The organism is Ruegeria sp. C10 (assembly GCF_056537805.1).
In genome coordinates, this window is record NZ_JBQFSC010000003.1 from 182,917 (window position 1) to 201,790 (window position 18,874).

20 protein-coding genes and 1 pseudogene are annotated in these 18,874 nt (G+C 51.8%); 3 read left to right on the top strand and 18 right to left on the bottom strand.

Features of this window, described 5'->3' with window-relative positions:
* Positions 1-20 precede the first annotated feature (20 nt).
* From ACR0DE_RS14745 to ACR0DE_RS14755, 3 genes are all read right to left on the bottom strand, one after another.
* The gene (locus tag ACR0DE_RS14745) at positions 21-920 is read right to left on the bottom strand and encodes a hypothetical protein (RefSeq protein ID WP_480753984.1); all 900 of its coding nucleotides are present in this window, start codon (positions 918-920) and stop codon (positions 21-23) included.
* Between the two features lie 169 nt (positions 921-1,089).
* Positions 1,090-2,703 carry a mechanosensitive ion channel domain-containing protein gene (locus ACR0DE_RS14750; protein ID WP_170636883.1) on the bottom strand — a complete coding sequence of 538 codons (1,614 nt, stop codon included), beginning with the start codon at positions 2,701-2,703 and terminating at the stop codon, positions 1,090-1,092.
* A complete protein-coding gene (locus tag ACR0DE_RS14755; protein ID WP_480753986.1) occupies positions 2,700-4,022 on the bottom strand; it encodes a mechanosensitive ion channel family protein in 1,323 nt (440 codons plus the stop codon). Before ACR0DE_RS14755 ends, ACR0DE_RS14750 begins: the two co-directional genes overlap by 4 nt.
* A gap of 1,020 nt (positions 4,023-5,042) precedes the next feature.
* Between ACR0DE_RS14755 and ACR0DE_RS14760 the strand changes: the two genes are divergently transcribed.
* Positions 5,043-5,270, top strand: a complete 228-nt coding sequence (locus tag ACR0DE_RS14760) for a hypothetical protein (RefSeq protein WP_170636881.1) — start codon at positions 5,043-5,045, stop codon at positions 5,268-5,270.
* A gap of 6 nt (positions 5,271-5,276) precedes the next feature.
* A complete protein-coding gene (locus ACR0DE_RS14765; protein WP_223117491.1) occupies positions 5,277-5,507 on the top strand; it encodes a hypothetical protein in 231 nt (76 codons plus the stop codon).
* A gap of 431 nt (positions 5,508-5,938) precedes the next feature.
* Here the strand turns inward: ACR0DE_RS14765 and ACR0DE_RS14770 are convergent.
* The 7 genes and pseudogenes from ACR0DE_RS14770 to ACR0DE_RS14800 form a co-directional block, all read right to left on the bottom strand.
* A pseudogene (locus tag ACR0DE_RS14770) lies at positions 5,939-6,115 on the bottom strand (integrase); the annotation flags it as partial.
* Between the two features lie 56 nt (positions 6,116-6,171).
* Positions 6,172-6,948, bottom strand: coding sequence for a nuclease-related domain-containing protein (locus tag ACR0DE_RS14775; RefSeq protein ID WP_480753989.1), 777 nt, complete (start codon positions 6,946-6,948; stop codon positions 6,172-6,174).
* A gap of 234 nt (positions 6,949-7,182) precedes the next feature.
* The gene (locus ACR0DE_RS14780) at positions 7,183-7,620 is read right to left on the bottom strand and encodes a helix-turn-helix domain-containing protein (protein ID WP_480753991.1); all 438 of its coding nucleotides are present in this window, start codon (positions 7,618-7,620) and stop codon (positions 7,183-7,185) included.
* A 378-nt stretch (positions 7,621-7,998) separates the two neighbouring features.
* Positions 7,999-8,967, bottom strand: coding sequence for a hypothetical protein (locus ACR0DE_RS14785; protein WP_480753993.1), 969 nt, complete (start codon positions 8,965-8,967; stop codon positions 7,999-8,001).
* Between the two features lie 300 nt (positions 8,968-9,267).
* The gene (locus ACR0DE_RS14790) at positions 9,268-9,663 is read right to left on the bottom strand and encodes a thermonuclease family protein (protein ID WP_480753995.1); all 396 of its coding nucleotides are present in this window, start codon (positions 9,661-9,663) and stop codon (positions 9,268-9,270) included.
* 23 nt (positions 9,664-9,686) lie between these two features.
* Complete coding sequence (locus ACR0DE_RS14795) at positions 9,687-10,466, bottom strand: COG3904 family protein (RefSeq protein WP_480753997.1); 780 nt, start codon at positions 10,464-10,466, stop codon at positions 9,687-9,689.
* Positions 10,466-11,746 carry a hypothetical protein gene (locus tag ACR0DE_RS14800; RefSeq protein WP_170385602.1) on the bottom strand — a complete coding sequence of 427 codons (1,281 nt, stop codon included), beginning with the start codon at positions 11,744-11,746 and terminating at the stop codon, positions 10,466-10,468. Before ACR0DE_RS14800 ends, ACR0DE_RS14795 begins: the two co-directional genes overlap by 1 nt.
* Positions 11,747-12,261: 515 nt before the next feature.
* On the opposite strand from ACR0DE_RS14800, the gene ACR0DE_RS14805 reads away from it, so the two are divergent.
* Complete coding sequence (locus ACR0DE_RS14805) at positions 12,262-12,759, top strand: thermonuclease family protein (RefSeq protein ID WP_480753999.1); 498 nt, start codon at positions 12,262-12,264, stop codon at positions 12,757-12,759.
* 105 nt (positions 12,760-12,864) lie between these two features.
* On the opposite strand, the gene ACR0DE_RS14810 is transcribed toward ACR0DE_RS14805, so the two are convergent.
* The 8 genes from ACR0DE_RS14810 to ACR0DE_RS14845 form a co-directional block, all read right to left on the bottom strand.
* Positions 12,865-13,146, bottom strand: a complete 282-nt coding sequence (locus ACR0DE_RS14810; protein ID WP_480754001.1) for a hypothetical protein — start codon at positions 13,144-13,146, stop codon at positions 12,865-12,867.
* Positions 13,147-13,169: 23 nt separating this feature from the next.
* Positions 13,170-13,484 (bottom strand): hypothetical protein, encoded by a 315-nt coding sequence (locus ACR0DE_RS14815; protein WP_480754003.1) that lies wholly within the window; start codon positions 13,482-13,484, stop codon positions 13,170-13,172.
* 162 nt (positions 13,485-13,646) lie between these two features.
* Entirely contained in the window at positions 13,647-14,072 is a 426-nt protein-coding gene (locus ACR0DE_RS14820) for a hypothetical protein (protein WP_480754005.1), read from the bottom strand.
* A gap of 31 nt (positions 14,073-14,103) precedes the next feature.
* Positions 14,104-14,622: a peptidoglycan recognition protein family protein gene (locus ACR0DE_RS14825; RefSeq protein ID WP_480754007.1), complete on the bottom strand. Its 519-nt coding sequence runs from the start codon at positions 14,620-14,622 to the stop codon at positions 14,104-14,106.
* A gap of 220 nt (positions 14,623-14,842) precedes the next feature.
* Complete coding sequence (locus ACR0DE_RS14830; RefSeq protein ID WP_480754009.1) at positions 14,843-15,610, bottom strand: hypothetical protein; 768 nt, start codon at positions 15,608-15,610, stop codon at positions 14,843-14,845.
* Between the two features lie 28 nt (positions 15,611-15,638).
* Complete coding sequence (locus tag ACR0DE_RS14835) at positions 15,639-16,313, bottom strand: hypothetical protein (RefSeq protein WP_480754011.1); 675 nt, start codon at positions 16,311-16,313, stop codon at positions 15,639-15,641.
* Between the two features lie 12 nt (positions 16,314-16,325).
* On the bottom strand, positions 16,326-16,904 hold the full coding sequence (locus ACR0DE_RS14840) for a hypothetical protein (protein ID WP_480754289.1): 579 nt from the start codon (positions 16,902-16,904) through the stop codon (positions 16,326-16,328).
* A gap of 1,173 nt (positions 16,905-18,077) precedes the next feature.
* Positions 18,078-18,743, bottom strand: coding sequence for a recombinase family protein (locus ACR0DE_RS14845; RefSeq protein WP_480754013.1), 666 nt, complete (start codon positions 18,741-18,743; stop codon positions 18,078-18,080).
* Positions 18,744-18,874 lie beyond the last annotated feature (131 nt).

Here is an 18,874-nt window from a genome sequence, read left to right on the forward strand (position 1 = left end):
AAACAGGCTCAATGCTGTGATCAGAACCTGACCCTAAACGCCAGCCCAACCAATGGCGCTGTTTCATAGGTCTGACGACTAATTTCCGCTCCATTCGCATCATCTAGCGTCAGGCGGCCGTCAAATTCTGCGCCTGCAAATACGCTCAATGAAACTCCAGGATTTGGGTTGTATCCAACGGAAAGTACGACGGGGACACTCTTGTCCTCGCCCACCCCGTCCTGCGCGAGACCTTCCCCATCCAACCTGAATCGAATTCTCTCCGATCGTGCGGTTAAGGAAAGATCTATGGTCTCAGTCAACGTATAGCTCAGGGTCAACCCGGGGCCTTGTGTCGCTCCAATCCCTGAGCCAGTGTTCAAGTTCCAGCGATCATTTAGGTCCCAATCGATCAGCAGGGCCGGAAAAAAATCTGTACCACCATCGTCAAATTGAGAGAACGCGCCAAAGGCCGGTCCTATCGTCAGACGCTCGTTAAGTTGCCAAGCAATACCCGCAAAAACACCGTAGGTCCTGCCATCAGATGAGGAAGCTCCACTTTGATAATCCCACCTGATCTGCGGTGACACAAAAACTGTTGCTGTATCGCTCGCACGAAATCGCAGGGGAACAGAAACGCGAAAGTCACGGATGTTCTCCCATGGCTGATTGTTCGATTGACTGAAGCTATAGTCCAGCTTGCCGAAGCTGGTTGAAAGCCCAATGGAGTTTCCTCCTTCCAGATTGTAAAGTGCGGTAGCACGTAGAAATGCTCGGCTTGCAGAGAATTCACCGCCGTCGCTCAAATCCGCGTCCCCCTGAAACGCAGCAAGTCCATCAACCTGATACGCCCAACCTAGCCGGGGCTGCGCGGCTGAAGGTGACGCTGCAAATCCTAGAGAAATAGCTCCAAAGCAGCACGTCAGAAAAAGGTTTTTCATTTGGCATTTCCCACGTGACGCTGACTCCTTTTGGGTTGCCATTCCTGAACGAGCGTTTCAAGCCCCTTATGGTCTGCTCTGTGGACTGCGGAGACATGGCTACTCAATGACATATTCATACAATACGAAGCTTAAGCACTGACACTGATAACCTGTTGCCGAATGCAGTTTATTCAGCGTGATGAGCAAGCTTGCCATCCCATTCTTCTGTCGAAACTTTGGGTTCCGGCGGGTCCGCAATGTACGACGGCGTCATTATCTGTGTTCCGTTTTCATTAAACACATCGACAATGTTTTCGCGCAAATCGGACAAAATCTTAGGCAAGCTCGATCCGCGCGAAGTGTATGCGTTGATCTCATAATTGATTGCGTAGTCAGCCAGCTGTGTCCAAAGCACAAAAGGTTCAGGGTTCTTTCTTAACCCTTGAGTACGATGAGCTGCCTCTATCAGCATCGCTTTGATTTTCTTTGGTGGCTCCTCGTATCCGATCCCTACTGTCGTGTGAACCAACAGCCCTCGACCATCCACTTTGCGCGAATAGTTTACGACTTCGGAGTTGAGCAGCTGTGCATTTGGAATGCTAATCATCTCGTTCTTTATCGACTTAATGAGTGTTTCCATCAGTTTGATCTCGGTTACATCCCCAATCTTGTCGCCAACCTGAATTCGATCACCGACATTGGTACTGCGTCTATAGATGACAAACAGACCGGCCATCATATTCGAGACGACCGTATTCGACCCTAACGATACCATGATACCGGCAAGGATAGTCAGGCCTTGGAAAGCTCGAGAGTCAGATCCGGGAATATAAGGGTAGGCAAACACCAGCGCGATAACAATCAGCAAAGCCCTGCACAGCATTTTTGTTGGTGCAATCCAATGATCTTCAAAATCTTTCAGTTGGAAAGCACCGCTTTCGACGTTGTCGAAAAAAAGATCGAGGCCGCGAATTCCTAACCGTGTCACAGCTGCGATGATTGCGAGCATGATCAAGTTGGGGATATATTCAACAATTGCCAAAACGACGGTAACGAGCGGCTCGCTGACATACTTCAAGAGGATCTGGGCTATGCCCTGGGTTTCGGCAAAGGAGAGCAGCACCAATGAAAGGTAGTAGTAGAAAAAGAACAGAAACAGGACCCACATCAATATGTGTATTGAATAGACGATAATCGACGCGATTGCCCTGCTTCTCAAGAGTGATTTCGTGGCTTCCTCAACACCTTCAGCTCTCTTTTCCAAGATGTTTCTAAAGTAGTCTAATAACATTCGCCGCTTCGCAAAAAACGCATAAGAAGTGAGGGCAAAGACTGCTGTCCAAGCAAAGGCAGCCATCGCACTATCTACTCTGCCCTCATTGGACCGAGCATCTCGGTATTGAAGGATTGCAGCCTCAATCGCTTCGGACTGAAGCCCAGCTAGAACTTCAATAGCCATTTGTTCGTGCTCAGCATCAGCTTGGGTGGTTATCGTAACCATCTGCCCGTCAACGCGTATCATTTTCCCAAATTCGGCGTCCGATATCTCAAGCTGAACTGAAGCTTTCGTGGATGCATTGGCAACTTGAGCGATCCGCTCCTCAATTTTTCTCGCTCGTTCGGTTGCGGGCAGCGCACTTGAACCGCGAACCACGAACAATTCTTCGCCATCCACTATCACCGGCGCAATAAACTCGGGATCCTCTCTCTCTTCAGCCGGTGCGAGGATTTCTTCAGACTGTGCAAGCGCAAAAGTGCAGGAAAATAGAAGAGGCAGTAACCATAGCGTAAGAAACCTCATGATTTTGCTCCTTCTGCGGGAATAATATGCACATCGCGTTGCGGGAACGGTATAGATATGCCCTCTTTATCAAACCGCTCTTTTGCTTGACCGGTCAGGTCCCAATAAACGGTCCAATAGTCATCAGACTTGGACCATGGACGGCAGAAGATGTTGACGGAGTTGTCTCCCAACTCACCCACGAAAATTTCTGGTTCTGGTGCCTTCAGACAAAGCTGGTGATGCGCAACCAAGTCTTTGAGCACTTCAATTGCTTGGGCAGCGTTGTCCGAATAGGCGATACCAAAGACCAGATCGACCCGACGTTCTTCGGACGCACTTACATTGGTAATGACATCCCCCCAAATCTTGCTGTTGGGAACTATAATAATCTGGTTGTCGAATGTTCTGATCTTGGTTGAAACCACCGACATCTCATCCACAAACCCAGATGAACTGCCCACTTGGATATAGTCGCCAGTGTCGAATGGCTTGAGGACCATGATCATCAGACCGCTTGCGAGGTTTCCCAGTGTTTCCTGTAAGGCAAAACCTAGGATGAACGATAAACCACCGAGCACGGCAAAAAGCGGTGTGACGTTAACTCCGAACAAAGCTAAAACGACGAGTATACCAAGGACGAAAACGGCCCAGTATACGGCGGTGGCAATGAAGCGTTTCAGCATTCTGGAGATAGTTGGAATTTTGTTCAGACCCCGTTCAGTGACCCGGCGCACCATCCGAGCAATGAACATCATGGCCCAAACTGCCAACAAAACACCCAGACCGGCCATCAGCAGGCCTACGCCCCCATCCCACGAGAACAACCAGGCCCAAGCGTTCTGAAAAAGCGTTTGAAGGTCAGTAGTTTTTAGGGCTCCCGTTTTCAATGCGAGAATGTAATCAGTATGCGGTTCTAGATCTTCCGCCTTTGCGCCTTTCAGGGTCCATGCTTCGAGCACCAGGCGATACTTGTCGAGAATGTCTGATCCAGAGTCGTTCAAGGAGGACAACTGAGACCGCAAATTGTCTTCCCGAGTTCCGCTCGCCGACCGAAGTTGCAAGTTTATTTGCGCGACTTCTTCGAGCCGAGAGCGCACATAACTCTGCCAAGTACCAGCGACTTGGGAAAGCTCTTCCGCAGTTAGGGGAACAAGTAGGATCTCGAGATCGTCAGCCGCAATCATCTCATCAACGACTGCATTTATTAGATCGTCATTCTCGACTTCCACAGCCTCTTGGTCGGCCTCAGTCTGTTGCGCGCCGGCAGGAAAAGCACTCGCTAATGCCGCGAACCAAATGAATGACCAAATCGTCAACGTTCTCAGTGCTCGTCTCATCTGTCTGTCCCCTACTTCTTTAACGGTCGAAGAGAGCACACACAGACGTAACAAATCCAGAATTATGTTTATGTTTGAATATTTCCCTGTGATGAAAACCACAGATCTTTGGGTCGCTTTCGATATTGAGAACCGCTCAATTTGGCAGAACCACGGTTTTGCGAACGAAACTGAGATTTGCACGGAGAGGTCATAGATTTGCTGTGCACGTCGAATTTAGAGCTTTCTCTATTAGACCCATTAAGCCGAAAATAACGGCCTCCTGGCGACATCACTCACTTGCGTCTCCAGGAGGCAACCAGACAAGTCTGGCGATTGTGCGAGCAACAGAGGTAATACTAATTTGCCACGCATTCGAATACTTGAATCTAAAATACAACATTTCAAGTAATTTTACGCGCGCCAAAAAGTTTGCTCTCGCGTGCTTGAGAATTTCTTGTTTGTTTCAAACTACACATCCGCGACAGAAAACGTGGCTGCGCTGTGCAGATGGCAGGTGAAGAACTTTGACTGTAGCGAACAGAATTTGCGCTCATGCTAACTTGGTTGACTAACAGTGGCCAAGTGCTCATTCGACTTAGTCTGGCTAGTCCCATGGTCAGACTAAATCCCCGCGTTGCCCATCATCCCAGATAGAGGTGACGCGGGGAACTTTGATCCATCTTTCAATCAGTACCGTAACACCAACACCCCAAAACTACCGCCCGCGTTGTTCAATTGGTTTCCCTCCGAACGATGCGGGTTTTTTTGGGGATGGGGATATAATGAGTTTCCATTTTGCAGAGCAAACGACCGGACCTTCTACTTCTGGTTTGTCCATGGTGCACGTGTTGGCCTCATTACCACCTGCTTTTCAAACCATTCGAAAGGACCAGCCATTCATTTTAGTTTGAAGATTCGCGTTTACGGTTTTCCCTCATATCTTCATTCTGCAATATTATAATGGGATTGTTCCTATGAAAACGACAACTAAGACCCTTGTTGCCGCTGCCGTTCTTGCATGCGGAGCAACTGTAGGACATGCCAAGGACAAAAAATATTCTGCCAAAAGACAACGCAGAGTTCGTAAACTATGGCGAGGAATCCGGCTGGAATATATTTGTGGATAAGAGCCGAAATACTTGCCTGATCGAACGGGTGGATGAAAATACCAACGTTGTTCAAATGGGTCTGACCCCAGACAAAGATTTTGGCTACATGGGTGTTTTTACAAAGGCAGACATCGAATTTGAGGATGATAAAGTCTAGCTGCTCATGGACAACAAATTATACTATGGCGATACAACAGCGGCGCCACCTAATTTGGCGGACGGGTACAAAGGCGGTTATCTCATTGCCAACAATCCCGACTTCGTCACAGACGTGATGGAGCGCGAAACCATGATTGTAATGCCACAGTCTATTTTTGCCTTCGAATTAAGCCTTGCTGGCACCAAGAAGGCAATTGAAGCGGCGCGTGAGTGCAATGCTTCTCTGACCAACTGATCGGTGTCGATACTTCAAGGCCGTCCACTTTGTGGGCGGCTTCGTTTGTGACTGCGCGAACCCTGTGTATCGAGGAAGCCTATAATCGATTTCAGGCTTCAATTTCGATCAACTCTGTTTTGTAACTTAGATAGTTTGTCCCTTTGTTCCAAAATAACTTCTTAGAGGCGCAAAAATACGTCCGCTTCGGGCTCGAAGGGGACGTTCGCCTCACTTTACATGGGTGACTGCTTACTTCCCCAAGCACTCACATGGGAGTGAGCGATGACGCCCCAGTTACTGACCTGAGCCCGATGATCCTTGCGGGAGATTCAACTCAATCGACGACGATGGTGACGCTCGTCTCGGCTCGAAAGTCCGGTGGAAAGTCATCACTTATGCGACAATTGCCAATCACGAAATGCGGACGACTCTTGCTGCTCGCTCAATCTTCAAACGTCGATCTTTTCTGCGATATTCAGCGCGTCTTCCAATTCAACGCCAAGATATCGAACTGTGCTGTCAACCTTGGTGTGGCCAAGCAAAAGCTGCACCGCGCGTAGATTACCTGTTTTCCGGTAGATCAGTGCCGCTTTTGTGCATCTCAGCGAATGCGTGCCGTATTTGCTCAATTGAGGGAGGGCTTAAGCTGAACCGAAAAACGGACAGCATTTTCTCCAACCTTCTAAGTAGCCTTTCGTGTTCCCCGGCACTTGGGAAATTCCACGCACCCAAAGAAAGCACTACCCGATTTCCTGTTAGTGCGTTTGACCATATTAGCGCCGCATCTCGGGCAAGATGTTCGGCCTATTCGCCCGCTAGGCCTGTCTGTCGAGCTTTTTACTTTGGAAGCAGCCATCCTCTCCAGGTTTTTCAGGTGTTCTTTCTTCGTCTCCCTGCTGTTTTCCAATGCTATGTTGCGTAGTTTCGCTACGTACGCGGTCACTTGTACGTCCGAGAGTGCAATCTTCTTCTCGACTGCAATTAGCCTTCCGAGGTCTTGCAGTCCCCAAGCGACGCTTTCTGGCATCGCCGTTTTTGGTCGGGCCGAGCCCGTAAACACCACAAAGTTGTGTAAAAGACTTTCCTCAATACCCAAGATGACTTGGACGGCCTTCACGTGGGCATAGTTCTGCCGAAGCGGATTTTGAAAACTGCGGCGCTTGCCGCCTTTTAGCACTTGGGTCCAACTACGTTGGTCGGAACTGCCAAAAATCCGACCGGACATGTTCTTTGTCTCAACAACAAAGATGCCATAGCGAGAGATCAGGAGATGGTCGATCTGAGTAGTGCCACCGGCTACGGGAAGCGTTAAATCGGACAAGACCTGATAGTCTTTTTCGTTCAATACTGATGTGAGTGCTGAATGCACCCGACGTTCACCTCTGGCGCCTTTTCTTTCAGGTGTATTGTAACTTGCTTCAAGTGCCCAAAAAGCGGATTTCAACAGGAATTTTAGCATAACAATTCAAACCATTCCTTTGTTGAAGTTGATCTAACGCTGCACTGCTGTGCACCAGGCTCAGAATTTGAATGGACATTTTGTTACTTGGGTTTTTTGAAGTGCGACCGCTTGTTAGCGGGCGCCAAAAGGTTGTTAGATTATGACAAATCTGGTGCACCCTAAGTGCAAAGAAGATAGATTGTTTTGAGCAATGCGCACCAAACAAGAGCCTTTATACATCTCGAAGAAAAGCTATTGTCGAGCACTAAGTATCCGATACACGGACGCCCGACCTATACCCAGCCTACGCGAGATTTCCGTAGCGCCGATCCCTTCACTTGCAAGAGCAATCACATCAACCGACTTTGCCTTTGCCGTAGGTTTGCGACCCTTGTACTTACGCGTCTTTGCCTTATCTATTACTACCGCAAAGTACTTATACACTTGTGTGCGCAGTTCGCCGTGGTTCATGCCCGATGCTTCTATGTGCTTTGTTATTGTGTCGCCGCACACTGCAAGACGCCGTGCCAGAGTACCAGCCTCTTTAGGGCGTCGAGTACGTAAAGACACCCGAAGGGTCCTACGTGTGGTGCATGGTCTAGTGTGGGGTTTTGGTCTTGTGTCGGGCAGTGGCCAACGGAAGTAATAGATGCCGTGTCTGGACAGTGAGAGATACGCATGCAGCTTCATTTTGTGTCACGCCTGTGTGTCACACCGCTCTAATGCTTGCTATCTAGTTGTATTGTTAGGTTTTGGTGGAGCCTAGGGGATGCGATCCTGAGGTGATAGATTTGAATAAATTCAGTGGCTTAAGTGTAGGAAGATTCCTGCACTGTAACAACCCACTGTAACACTTTTTCAGTCGTTGGCAGAGACGCACGGTGCGATTTGCATCCTAGTGAAAATTGCAGTTTTATCCTCTGCCTCGTAGGTAGATGGCTGCAGAGAGGACCTTAGGAACAACGACCTTTGCGATTGGGATGCGACCGAAGCAAACTTTCGCTTCAGCTACTGCGATGGTTGCTTCCGTCGGCGCGGTGGACACGTATGAGTTTTAACCTAACCTACTTAATCTGTACGTCGCTTGTCCCAAAAGCTCCAGCGATCTCGTCCAATCTTTGTCGAAAGCGCCAAGATCAGAATAAATGGCCAAATATTTGATGCCCATATTCTAACCCGACTAACCGCGCCAAACTCCGTCTCCAAGTCCAGTTTTCGCTTGTTGCGTTCAAACACACCTCTAACACGGGAGAGTCGGCTTCGAAGCGCTTCCTCGAAGCTGGCCATCTGCTCTTGCGTGCCGTCTACATCGAACGGAAAAGTAAACAAGTATTCGGCCGCAAGAACGCTTTGGAGCCGGACACCGTTTGCGTCGCGACCAACTGTGCTTGGGATGTGAACCCTTACTGGGATGCTATCCAGAACCCTCTCGAATTCCTCAGAGAAATAGCAGCATGTCCGCGCTCTCGAGGCTCGCAGCGTTCCCGAAGATACAGCCGACTGCGCTGTCTTGTAGAGGCGTTTTTCGGTTTCGCAGAAGTCATACTTGTCCCAATTTGACGGCGAGCATTCGGATCGATTGGCCTCAACGTTTTCTAGATATCGATCCAAGCCAAGAATGATCTGCTCTTGCAAGTCATCTCTGACCGGTGCTTGGGAAAATAGTGAACGCGGGTTGTCGGCATAGTCGGATAAATCCTCGACCATGGCTGTCAAACGAGCATGGCGCTCACGCAAGTCAACTTCATACGTCGAAATATTCTCAGACAGAAAGAAAAGACCGACGCCAATCATACCTAGGGAGTAGTAAAAGAAGTCCACATGATCTCTATCCAAAGGGCCAAACAGGAAACTCACTCTTCCGCTTGATAAGCGAGGAAACAGAAGCGCATTCAAAATCGACACAACTAGGAAAATGAAAATATCCGCCTCTGACGTTCCATCCCGTACTAAAACAAACGCAGAAAGTGTAGGCACACAGATGAAAGCCAAAATCCGTAAGGCTTTCTTATAGTTGAAATTTATTTCTGGCCTCATTTGCACACTCATCAGTTGTGAGTGTACACTTATTGGACGTCACCGATGATCTGTCCAGACCTTCCAGGCCAGTCCACACGCACTACAATAGGTAAGGGTCTGTTGGCGGTCTCGTATTGAAAAGTTCAATACTACAGAGGCTAAAGGCCTGTAGCAGAATCGCCGTTGATCCGTTCATGTATTTAGCCAGAATTCGACGCGCCGAACTTGATGAGAGGCGTAGAAATCGGTATTTTGAGCTTCGAAACTGATGTTCAATGATTTCTTCTGAATGACCATTCTCTGGGAATAGCTTGTAACTTACCTACAGTACCTAGCCCGATTCAAACGAGATTTGGCCGCAGATGTCTCCAAGTGCCTGTATCGCCCCCCCGAGTACCTCGCGCAATCCAGAGCATGCCCCGCAGCAATCACTGCAGCACCAATGTCTTGTCCGTCCGCGTAACAAATACCAACCCAGCGATCATGGGTGCGCTCGCCATTGAGACTGCACTCGATGTTCTTGCCGCGTAGGAAGTTCACCATCCAGCGTTTAGCATCCTGACCAGAACGAGTGCCAAGCTCCGGCGCATCCACTCCGTTCAAACGGACCGGAGTGCCATCGACGACGATCGTGTCCGCGTCGCGTACTTGGAGGCCACCAGCGGCAGCAGTAGTGGCGAAAAATGCCAAGGCAGTGGTTAGCTTCTTGAACAAGGCGAGGTCCTCGGTGTCACATGTTAATCGATAATTTGGGTTGCTATGCGGGTATCCACGAGTTCTTCCTCGATAAGCGCATAAATTTCTTCGGGTGGGGTGTTCAGTGAGAACAGCATCAGTGAAGGGTCCACACCCAAGTCAATCAGGTGCTGCATCGTTTCTCCTTGCCCCTTCTGGATGCCCTCTACTGCGAAGACGACAGGTATTAAGCGAGGCTGGTCGTAGTAGTGCTGATGCATACCTACAATACCGCGAAGAGAGACGATGCGTTCCTCACCGCCTGCAAGAACGTAGGGACATGACGATACACACATCGAGCCAGCTAGAACGGCTGTAGCAAGCTCAGCACCTCTCACCTGCTTACCAATGGACAGTGCCTCGGAAACCACTCCTCCCGGGCTGTGGAGAGCCACAAGGTCGGGCTTTTCCTGCATGTCAGACAGGTACGAAGCGAAGCGGACCGAGTCGTCCACCTCTATCTGGCCGCTAAGAAGAAGTATTCTCCCCAGCCCTTCGACTTCCTGAACTGAGAAGTCCAATCGGTTTGGAAAGGCCTCTGGCACGGGTACGTCCAGAGGTCCATCCTGCGGCAAAAGCGACGGATCGCTGCGATCATTGCGATACTCTCGACGTTGATCGCCGGGAGATATCGGGCCAGTTGGGAGTTCAACGCGCTCCTTGAACGGGCTGGGCATTACACCAAGTACGTCCGACGCTATTAGAACGGCCGCAATCGCGAGCTGCAGGATCAGTACGTAGCGCAGCCCTGAACGAGGATCGAGACGACTTAGTAAGTTCATCAAGTTTCATCTTTTTGTGGAGTGGCGCGGTTGAGGATAGCTGCGTCGGCCACGCCCATTGTCGCCTCTACGTCCTTCATGGCGTTCATTGCGGCTCTTAGGTCAGCAAGTGTCAGAGTATCCTCGATGCTCATGCCGTCCTTGCCGCTGCGGATTGCGGCCTGTGTGATAGCCAGCACAAACACCAACACGGCGGGTAACAAGTCGATGGCAATAGCTCCTGCCCACGAAGGTACGAAGTTGTGGGCGTACTTGATTACTGCATCGGCGCTGGAAATCGGGTTGTACGCCGTCTCGATGGGCGGCTCCATGTCCAATACCTCGTCAGCGGCGTTCTTGAGTGTCTTGCTGCGTTGGTCCAGCGCATTCAAAACGGAGTTGATTGTGGACGATTGCGCGTCTCGTACGTCGGAACTGCGCCCATCAAGCTCTGGAAGTACGACCGAGGATGGCAGGTCCTCAGCAGCACGAGCAACAAGTGGTGCCACGCTGTACTGGTTGAGGCGCGAGATAACACCCGCCAGCTTAACGCTTTCCTCGGAAAACTGAACCGAACGGCGATCCACTGGACCGGGGGCTACAGTAAGCTCGCGCATCTTTGCGAGGATTTCGTTGCCTTGTTGGAAGGCTTCCTCGATAGGTTCTTGCTGCGCCGCGATCTGCTCTTCAAGGTTTCGCAACTCCTCAGCTTTTTGTGTCAGCACACGAAACACGGCACCCCGACCGGCGGTACCTGAGAGGTCTCCGGACTGCTCGAGTTCAGCCAGTTCTTCAAAACTCTGGCGGGCGCGTTCCACCTCGCGACCCAACGCTTGGCCACTGAGGGCTATGTCGTGGGCTTGTTCGAGAGCAGCTTGGTAGTCACGGACAGTGTTCTCCAAGTGTTGTTCGACTGCCGCCGAACCTGCCAGCGCGGCTGCGTTCAGCCAGCTAGACATGGCGATAATGGCGACAGAGCCAACAATCGTGGAGATCGTCAAACCAATGAAGCCACTAGCCGTACGCATTGAAGGAAGCAGGCGGAGCATGTAGCTCCAAAACACGAAGATGCCCACAGAGACAGCGATTGAGTACGCGACGGCTGCGAAGAAAGAAACCGCACCATTGTCTTCGAGCAATGAGGACACGCCGAGATAGGTGTAGATCCCAGATGCGATGGCTAGGACACCCAAGGCTGCGGGGGTAAAAGTGTCCAACCACGCAAGATGACCTTCTAGTTCTTTTGCGGTCCGAAGTCCCTTAGCTTCCTCAGCCGTCAAGCGATCCTTGTTCTCCGTCATTCTACAACATGCTCCACACTCATCACGCGATAGTTCGTCACTTAATCATTTATTAAGACTTTTCACCCTGGGTTGCACATCTGGACGATACGAATTGATTGCTTTTGCGAAACTGCCATTCTTCTGCGATTTTCTGCCAAATTGCGCCGCCAGCTCTAGAAGACGGGAAAAACATCAACCAACTGAAATTCCAGTTGCTATTCTGGGAGCGGCAATGAGCATAGATCAGATGCCTCGTTGTCACACGCGTGAATTCGCTCAGCGGGGTAAATCCGTCACATCTCCCTGAGTGAATATGAGGTGTCCCTAGCATATCAACCCAAACGTGTGCTTGGTTCCATCCTGATCCAGTGCGCAAAATTTGATTGACCTAACTCTTGGAGACCTGGCTCGTGGAAATCTTGATAGTTTTGGGTTTGGTTTTGGCTTTTGCTGTGTATTTGGCAATTCGCAGTAACAGGCCGGGCGATACAACTGCTCCGCCGAGTCAGTCAGGTGTGCATGAGATACCTAGATTGACTACGAACCTACGGCAGCGCACATCGCTGCCAGAGCGTTTTGATCCAGACCATACGGTCCCGAAACCCGACGCTACGATACTAACGGGTTCAGCGTACGTTGTAGATGGCGATACACTGGTCATTAAGAAAACACAGGTTCGTCTGTTTGGCGTCGATGCTCCCGAGATGAACCATCCATATGGCAAGAAGGCGAAATGGGCGCTCGTTTCGCTTTGCAAGGGTCAAAAAATTAGGGCTGAAGTGACCGAGCAAGACACCCACGGACGGACTGTTGCAAAGTGCTACCTTGAGGATGGCCGTGATCTATCCGCTGAAATGGTCAAACTTGGTCTAGCGATAGACTGGCCAAAATTCTCCGGTGGACAGTACCGGTCTATGGAAATGCCCGACGCTCGAAAGAAGCTATGGCTGGCAAACGCGCGGCAAAACGGACATATGGGGCTGTGGAAGCAATACGACGCGAAGCAGGCCGCTCGGAAAGTGAACAACTGACAGTACATCCAAAGCCGTAGCTGATATCGCTTAAGTAGGAGCGGCCACGGGGTTCACCCTGAGCCGCTTGAAACCTGTGATTTGAGGTTTTGAATTTGTCCATCGTCACCTCAAAACCTCAGGCATAGCTAAGTTACGGCTACGGGCAATTGCGCGAACTTCTGCGCTCAAGGCCGCGTGAGAGTTGTTGAGAGCGCTCACCAAATCAACCCGCTCCCAATGGCCGGGTTTAATCCACTGATCAGGATAAACCGCTTCGATCTGGCGAGCTTCCGCACGTACCTCAGTGGCAACCTGTTTGATACCAGCGAGAATAGACAGAGTGCGCTTCCAGACCTCAGTGTCGTCTGTCAGTGGTCCCGGAGTGTAGTCGGTCTTTGATGTCATGTTATTAGTCCTTTATCTGTTGACTAAGCAGCTTGATTGACTGCTGTTTTATCCATCGCTTGGTACTTCGCGAAGTGGACGGAACCCCTGTCGGGTTCCTTAATCGCGACACCTGCCCACCAACCGAGCGAACTCGGATGAAAGCAGAGGGTTTCTCCGCGATAGAATGTGATCTGGGTTTCGGGGTCGTGACCTTCGGCTATCAACTGGCGGCACACCTTGGGCGCCACGCCGCCGCGATCAACGCGGTAACCGTTGGGTGTCTTGAAACTGGTGCAGTCGAACATTCGACCGCCGATCTCGGCACCGTGCGAGCCGACAAACTGAGCTTTGATCATGAGTTGTCCTTTGGGTGTCATCACCCACACCTCGAGAAAGCCCTCAGATTGGGCCTGAGAGTTCTCCGGGGGTGGTCAAATTCTGGGAGTTGAGGGGCCTCGGGTATCGGTACCCCCGAGACGGGCATTAAGGCGCTCTATGGCGTATTGTTGCTGTTGGCGTTAGCGAAGCGCGACCGCTTCGAGTTCTTCCTCGATGATCTCGTCGAGGTACTCGGGGCCGCCCGCTAGATGAACCAGAGCTTCCTGAGATTGGGCGTAACCGATAGCAAGAGACCACCTCCAGTCCGTCATCGTCTGCCGATGGACAAGCGCGGCAATTGCGTAACCCGCCTCGCTGCCTGGGGGTAACTCTGAGGCTATCTGTTTGAGGAGTTGAATGCGGGGCAGCAGGTCTTTGACGTAGCGCCTTTGGTTTGATCTCTTGTTGATCTCGGCGCGTTTCTCGGGGGTCTTCCGGTGATACACGGCTTTCCGAGCGCAGTTTCCATGACAGTAGATCGCGCTGCGTCGCTTGTGAGATGGAATTGGTCCTGCGCAGTGGCGGCAGCTACGAGTTGTGTCGGGTGTTTCGCTTTGGGTTTCCATGGGCGAGCTTTCTTATGGTTGTAGTTGGGCGTCAGTGGATGCCTGCGGTCATTGCGTCGGTACGGTCGAAGGTTTCTTCGAGTTCAGCCTCGGCAGCTTCGGTTTGCTCGTGCTGCGCAAACGAGAACTTCTCGAGGCTTTCGTCGATCTCGAGAGGTACACCGAGTGTATCTGCAAGTTTCTGATAGAGAGCCTCGAGTGCAGCACGCTGGGCAGTCGTGAGGGTCTCAGAGAACTTGCCGGTCTCCCGGTCTCGGCCCCCCACTACGCCAATAAGGATATGGCTCCTGGTGAAGTTTTCTCGACCGACTGCGCCACACGTCAGGGGGTGCCTACAGAGTTCAATCGTACCATCGACTAGTACCAAGTAGTGCCAGCCGATGCCGAAGCGGCCGGTCTTGGCGTGTTCGACATCAATGGTTGCCGCATCAATTCGAGGATCGGCTGGATGATGGGTGTAACGGGCCATACAACCCGTGGTCTTGTCGCGGGGCAACGTAGCGAACATCGATGTCCGCAGGTAGGTGTCGGCTCTTTTGATCCTGAGCATCGGCCTTGGTTCCTTTCTTCACACGTTCTGCCCATACTTGGAGTTCACTTTGCGTCAACTGCCCCTCCCCTTTTGGTGAACGACCGTCTTCAATCAGATCGACGGTTGCATAGAAGTACTCCGGGTCGGCGCAGTTGCGGGGTTGGATATGGTTTAGGACCAGAGCGACGTCTGTGTCCCAAACCGTGTCGGCTAAGTCGTTATTCATCGGTGACCAAGGTCAGTGACCAAGCTGCTCTCGGATATGCTGCGCAAACTCGGTCCAAGTTATGCCGTCTGCGCGACCCGCTGCCCGATCCACGGCAAACTGGCGTACGCAACGATCAACACCGGGATGCGTGTCTGATGCCTGTTTCAGGAAATCGAAGCCATCTTGTCCAAGTTCCTGCATTGCGCTCTGTGTTGCTGCCTCGGTAATTGTGCTTTGGACATTCGCGAACATGGCGCGAGTGCTACCATCCACGTCTAGCTCCGATACCGAACCCTCAGCCAAACCGCGCATGGTTTCAGTAACCTCATCGACGGACATACCGGATATAGCAATCTGACCGAACGCTGTTTCATACGTCTGGGCTTCTTCCATCGTCATGATGCTGTCATCAAGCGAGGAGTTCAGCCCGTCGATGACATTGTCAAACTCATCATGACCCGTGTCGCTGCCTTTGGGTTCCTCGGGCGTCTCAACTACCGCCGAACTATGCTCCCGCGCTGCCCTTTGAGCCGCGCCAATCGACAGACCTTCGTCAAAGACGGTGTTGAGCAATCCAAGTTCTTTAGCCTGCGCGACCTTCATCGACATGCCCTGTACGTTGATCACGTCGCTGTCTCTGAGATCGCCCTGTGAGTGGACATCGCGTTGCGTGTTCTTGGTGTCGCGGACGGTGACGCCCCCGCTCACGTAGTCTGCGCTGGAAGCGTACGATTTGGCGGATGGCATCGATTGTTCAATGGGGCCGTTGCCGCCGAATATTACACGTGTGGTTGTCATTTTCTTTGATCCTTTGTTGGGGGGGGTGTCAGTGAAGACCGAGTTCGATCTCAGTCATTCTTTGAGGCGTTGGTGGGCTTGGGTTTTCGTCGAGAGGCAGACTGCTGATCGCCTTGTCCTTATCAAGCGACATGAGGTGAACGGGGCAGAGCCTTGCCAGAGCATCCAAAGCGAAGCCTTTGAGCCGCAGTCGTGTGAAAGCCATAACGAGCCGCAGCTTTGTGTCGTCGCCGATATCGCTTTCATGAAGTTGCGACAGGGAGGAGACCTGTCCATCACGACTCACGAGCTCTAACCATGCCCCGCCGATGGTGCTTTCTGTTACTTTGGTGGTCATCTTACGTGTACCTCTAGGTTTTGCGTTGCTGCGTTCATGGAGCGTTGCCTCGAGTATCTCGACCTTGTTCTTCCATCGAGCGAGCGTCTCCTCTGCTTTGATGATCTCTCGTTGTTCGGGGGTTAGTTCAGCCTGCCCAATCCCGTGAACTTCAGCACAGGATAAGCAGTTGTATTCATCGCCGAATGGAGCGGGGAACTTCACACCGCACGAGATGCAAGACTTGTAGTTGATCCTGCAGTCTTCAGAGATGCACCGGGTACACCTCGATGCCTTGGGTCTGTGGGTTTCGTGTTCTTCACCGCATGCATTGCAGGTCTTGAGGTACATCTGCCGGGGCGGCTTCTTGGGTTTTGCTCGCGGCATGTCGGGTGGTCCTTACGTGTCAAACAGCCAGCTTGGGTCTGGCATCGGAAGTGCCTTCAGCACTGCGTTGGGTTTGGCCGGGGGTGTCGGTCGGGGTGTTAGATCGGACACGGGGTCGAAGCCCTCGGGCCACCTTCCCGCGATCAGTCCAGAGGACCTGCGGATGACCTTGTGGTATCTCACGGGTATCGTTGGGGACCTCGGCAAAACGTGATCGAACAGGCTATCTCCGAGGAAGTCGGTACGCATTGAGCGCAGTGGTACGGAGACCGGTGGATGCGCATCACCAGAGGCAAGGAGACGACCGTAGGTGGTGGTTATGAATGCCGGTAGGTCTTTGTCAGTTCTATGCAGACCGAGCTTCTCAGCGGCCTTGAGGGTGTGTGTGCCGACAATGGCAAAGTCAGCGTAGTTCAGACGGTATTTCGAGTATCGAACATCGCCGGTCGGTACCTCATCCTTCTGACCGGGCGGAACACAAAGACCTTGGCGGCCCATGAACGTGCCACCAGCAAGGAAGACGTTATAGCGATGACCGGTATCGAGGAACTCTCGAGCGAGCATGTAGTGGACGAAAGCCCTGACGATCACTGACGGGTTCGGTTCATACCGCCTTCCGACCAATAGATGCGGCAACCTTGTTCTTGCTCGACCGTATCTCAGCGGAGCCATTCTGTACGTTGGGCGATCATCCCAATCGCCGTCACGATGGCGAGTGCCTCGGGCAAACCGAACAGCCTCGGTGATCTCTGATGGTGTTGGCTTGATGTGCTTTAAGACCGAGCGGGCGACGGTGTTGATCGCACCGCCGGCGACGAAGCCACCGAGGGGAACACCACGGTTCCTGACGACCGATTGGCAGCGGGAACACAGGCCCCATCGCTGCGGTGGTCTTTGTCTGAACTCGTAGGCTGGTAGTGGGTTGTCGCATGTGGCTGAGGCACAGGTGATCATTGTGGCCTCGCTAAGTTGTACGTTGGGATTATTCGGGGGTCTCTGCGAAACAGTCGCCAAGGAACAGAGACCCCCATCAGTTCGTCCATGTGTCATGCTCACAAAGACAACACGAACGGAGTGAAGCGGTAATAGGTCTCAGTACATCGACCCGTCAGGCAAGACGGGGATGCGTGTGAGACCTGAACCAGCATCGACCAAGGACCAAGATCGATGCGCTATAGGGATTAGGATTGATGGTTATCGGTGATGGACATTCACCGGACGTACACAGACGGGGAACTGTGAAGCCTTGAGAGGAACCTGATCGTGTAACTATAGGTATATCTCTTGGTATCTGTGTCTCATAAGGGGGCAGTAATTCCAACTCATTGATTTACAACGAGGTTTACCTTGAGAACTACTTACCAGTGATGATCATCAGCGCAGAGGAAATACTGGGGGTGAACCTGAGGTGGCGCTTGGGATGAAACTAAGAGATATAACTCTTGGTTCTCCTCTTACTTCATTGGGGAGGGAGAATTGGTTTGATCAACAACGCTGAGGTTATGCCGCTCGTTGAGCCGATTGTGATACCTAGAGGTATAACTTTCGTTTCTTCTGTCTCATGAGGGAGCTGTAATTCAGAACCCTTGTTTCATAGGGCCTTCGGGTAGTCCGGTCCTGGCCAGCAGATCACCAGCCGGGACGTTCCGAGTGTTTACTCAGTGGGGAGGGATTAGCCCACAAACCTGTGGCTTCTTGCCCTTAGTTTACGGATACAAAACGCTGCATTGAAAGGACAAGAACACACGCAAAGGGAGAAGGGAACTAAGTGTTCACCTCCAATCTGTCGATAATCCGTTTCACCTGAGCGGCACTCCAAGCACCGCCCCGCGCAGTCGCCACGCCTACCTTATCAAGCTCAGCAGCGATCTCTCGTAGCGACCTCCCAGCATCTCTCAGGGGTAGCACGAGGCCCCGAACTTTCTCAGCTCTTGCAGCAGCGTTGGCCTTTACAGCTTCGTTCCGCTTCATCGTAGCATCACGCATACCACCGAGCTTCTGACCTCGGGCCTTTGCGGTCTGCAGCGCAGCCTTGGTGCGCTTGGATATGAACTCACGTTCCTGTTCCGCCAATGCCGCGTAGACATGCAGTTGGAATTTGTCTGCATGAGGCATCGAAGCGACACGCAGAGACAGCTTCTTGTCGTCCATCAGCGTTGCAATGAAGGATACCTTGCGCGACAGACGGTCCAACTTAGCGACCAGCAACTCGGCCCCTGCCTGCTTCGCTAGGATGATCGCCTTGGTCAACTCAGGGCGCTCATTGTCTGCCCCGCTCAGGACGTCTGTGAACTCTCCTATGACCTCGAATGGTTCGTCTGAGTAGTTAGCCAGGAACAAGTCTATGTCGCGTGTCTGGGCCTCTAGGCCAAGCCCCGAGCGCCCCTGTTCGGTCGTGGATACTCGTCGATAGGTGACGTACTGCTTCATTGAATGGCCTTCCTCTGATGGCTCAATTCAAGCAGACAGGCGGCCCTGTTGCAATCGTCAAGGAAGGTTGTGCATGATACAGCGGGGCTTGCCGCAGGTACTATGTCCTCGATATTTTGTTTGCTCACATG

Coding starts and splice junctions, on each gene's coding strand:
- ACR0DE_RS14795 (WP_480753997.1), bottom strand. CDS start 10,466: ATGAACTTACTAAGTCGTCTCGATCCTCGTTCAGGGCTGCGCTACGTA.
- ACR0DE_RS14750 (WP_170636883.1), bottom strand. CDS start 2,703: ATGAGGTTTCTTACGCTATGGTTACTGCCTCTTCTATTTTCCTGCACT.
- ACR0DE_RS14780 (WP_480753991.1), bottom strand. CDS start 7,620: ATGAAGCTGCATGCGTATCTCTCACTGTCCAGACACGGCATCTATTAC.
- ACR0DE_RS14775 (WP_480753989.1), bottom strand. CDS start 6,948: ATGCTAAAATTCCTGTTGAAATCCGCTTTTTGGGCACTTGAAGCAAGT.
- ACR0DE_RS14765 (WP_223117491.1), top strand. CDS start 5,277: ATGGACAACAAATTATACTATGGCGATACAACAGCGGCGCCACCTAAT.
- ACR0DE_RS14815 (WP_480754003.1), bottom strand. CDS start 13,484: ATGATCAAAGCTCAGTTTGTCGGCTCGCACGGTGCCGAGATCGGCGGT.
- ACR0DE_RS14845 (WP_480754013.1), bottom strand. CDS start 18,743: ATGAAGCAGTACGTCACCTATCGACGAGTATCCACGACCGAACAGGGG.
- ACR0DE_RS14755 (WP_480753986.1), bottom strand. CDS start 4,022: ATGAGACGAGCACTGAGAACGTTGACGATTTGGTCATTCATTTGGTTC.
- ACR0DE_RS14830 (WP_480754009.1), bottom strand. CDS start 15,610: ATGACAACCACACGTGTAATATTCGGCGGCAACGGCCCCATTGAACAA.
- ACR0DE_RS14825 (WP_480754007.1), bottom strand. CDS start 14,622: ATGCTCAGGATCAAAAGAGCCGACACCTACCTGCGGACATCGATGTTC.
- ACR0DE_RS14820 (WP_480754005.1), bottom strand. CDS start 14,072: ATGGAAACCCAAAGCGAAACACCCGACACAACTCGTAGCTGCCGCCAC.
- ACR0DE_RS14835 (WP_480754011.1), bottom strand. CDS start 16,313: ATGCCGCGAGCAAAACCCAAGAAGCCGCCCCGGCAGATGTACCTCAAG.
- ACR0DE_RS14800 (WP_170385602.1), bottom strand. CDS start 11,746: ATGACGGAGAACAAGGATCGCTTGACGGCTGAGGAAGCTAAGGGACTT.
- ACR0DE_RS14760 (WP_170636881.1), top strand. CDS start 5,043: ATGCCAAGGACAAAAAATATTCTGCCAAAAGACAACGCAGAGTTCGTA.
- ACR0DE_RS14810 (WP_480754001.1), bottom strand. CDS start 13,146: ATGACATCAAAGACCGACTACACTCCGGGACCACTGACAGACGACACT.
- ACR0DE_RS14745 (WP_480753984.1), bottom strand. CDS start 920: ATGAAAAACCTTTTTCTGACGTGCTGCTTTGGAGCTATTTCTCTAGGA.
- ACR0DE_RS14785 (WP_480753993.1), bottom strand. CDS start 8,967: ATGAGGCCAGAAATAAATTTCAACTATAAGAAAGCCTTACGGATTTTG.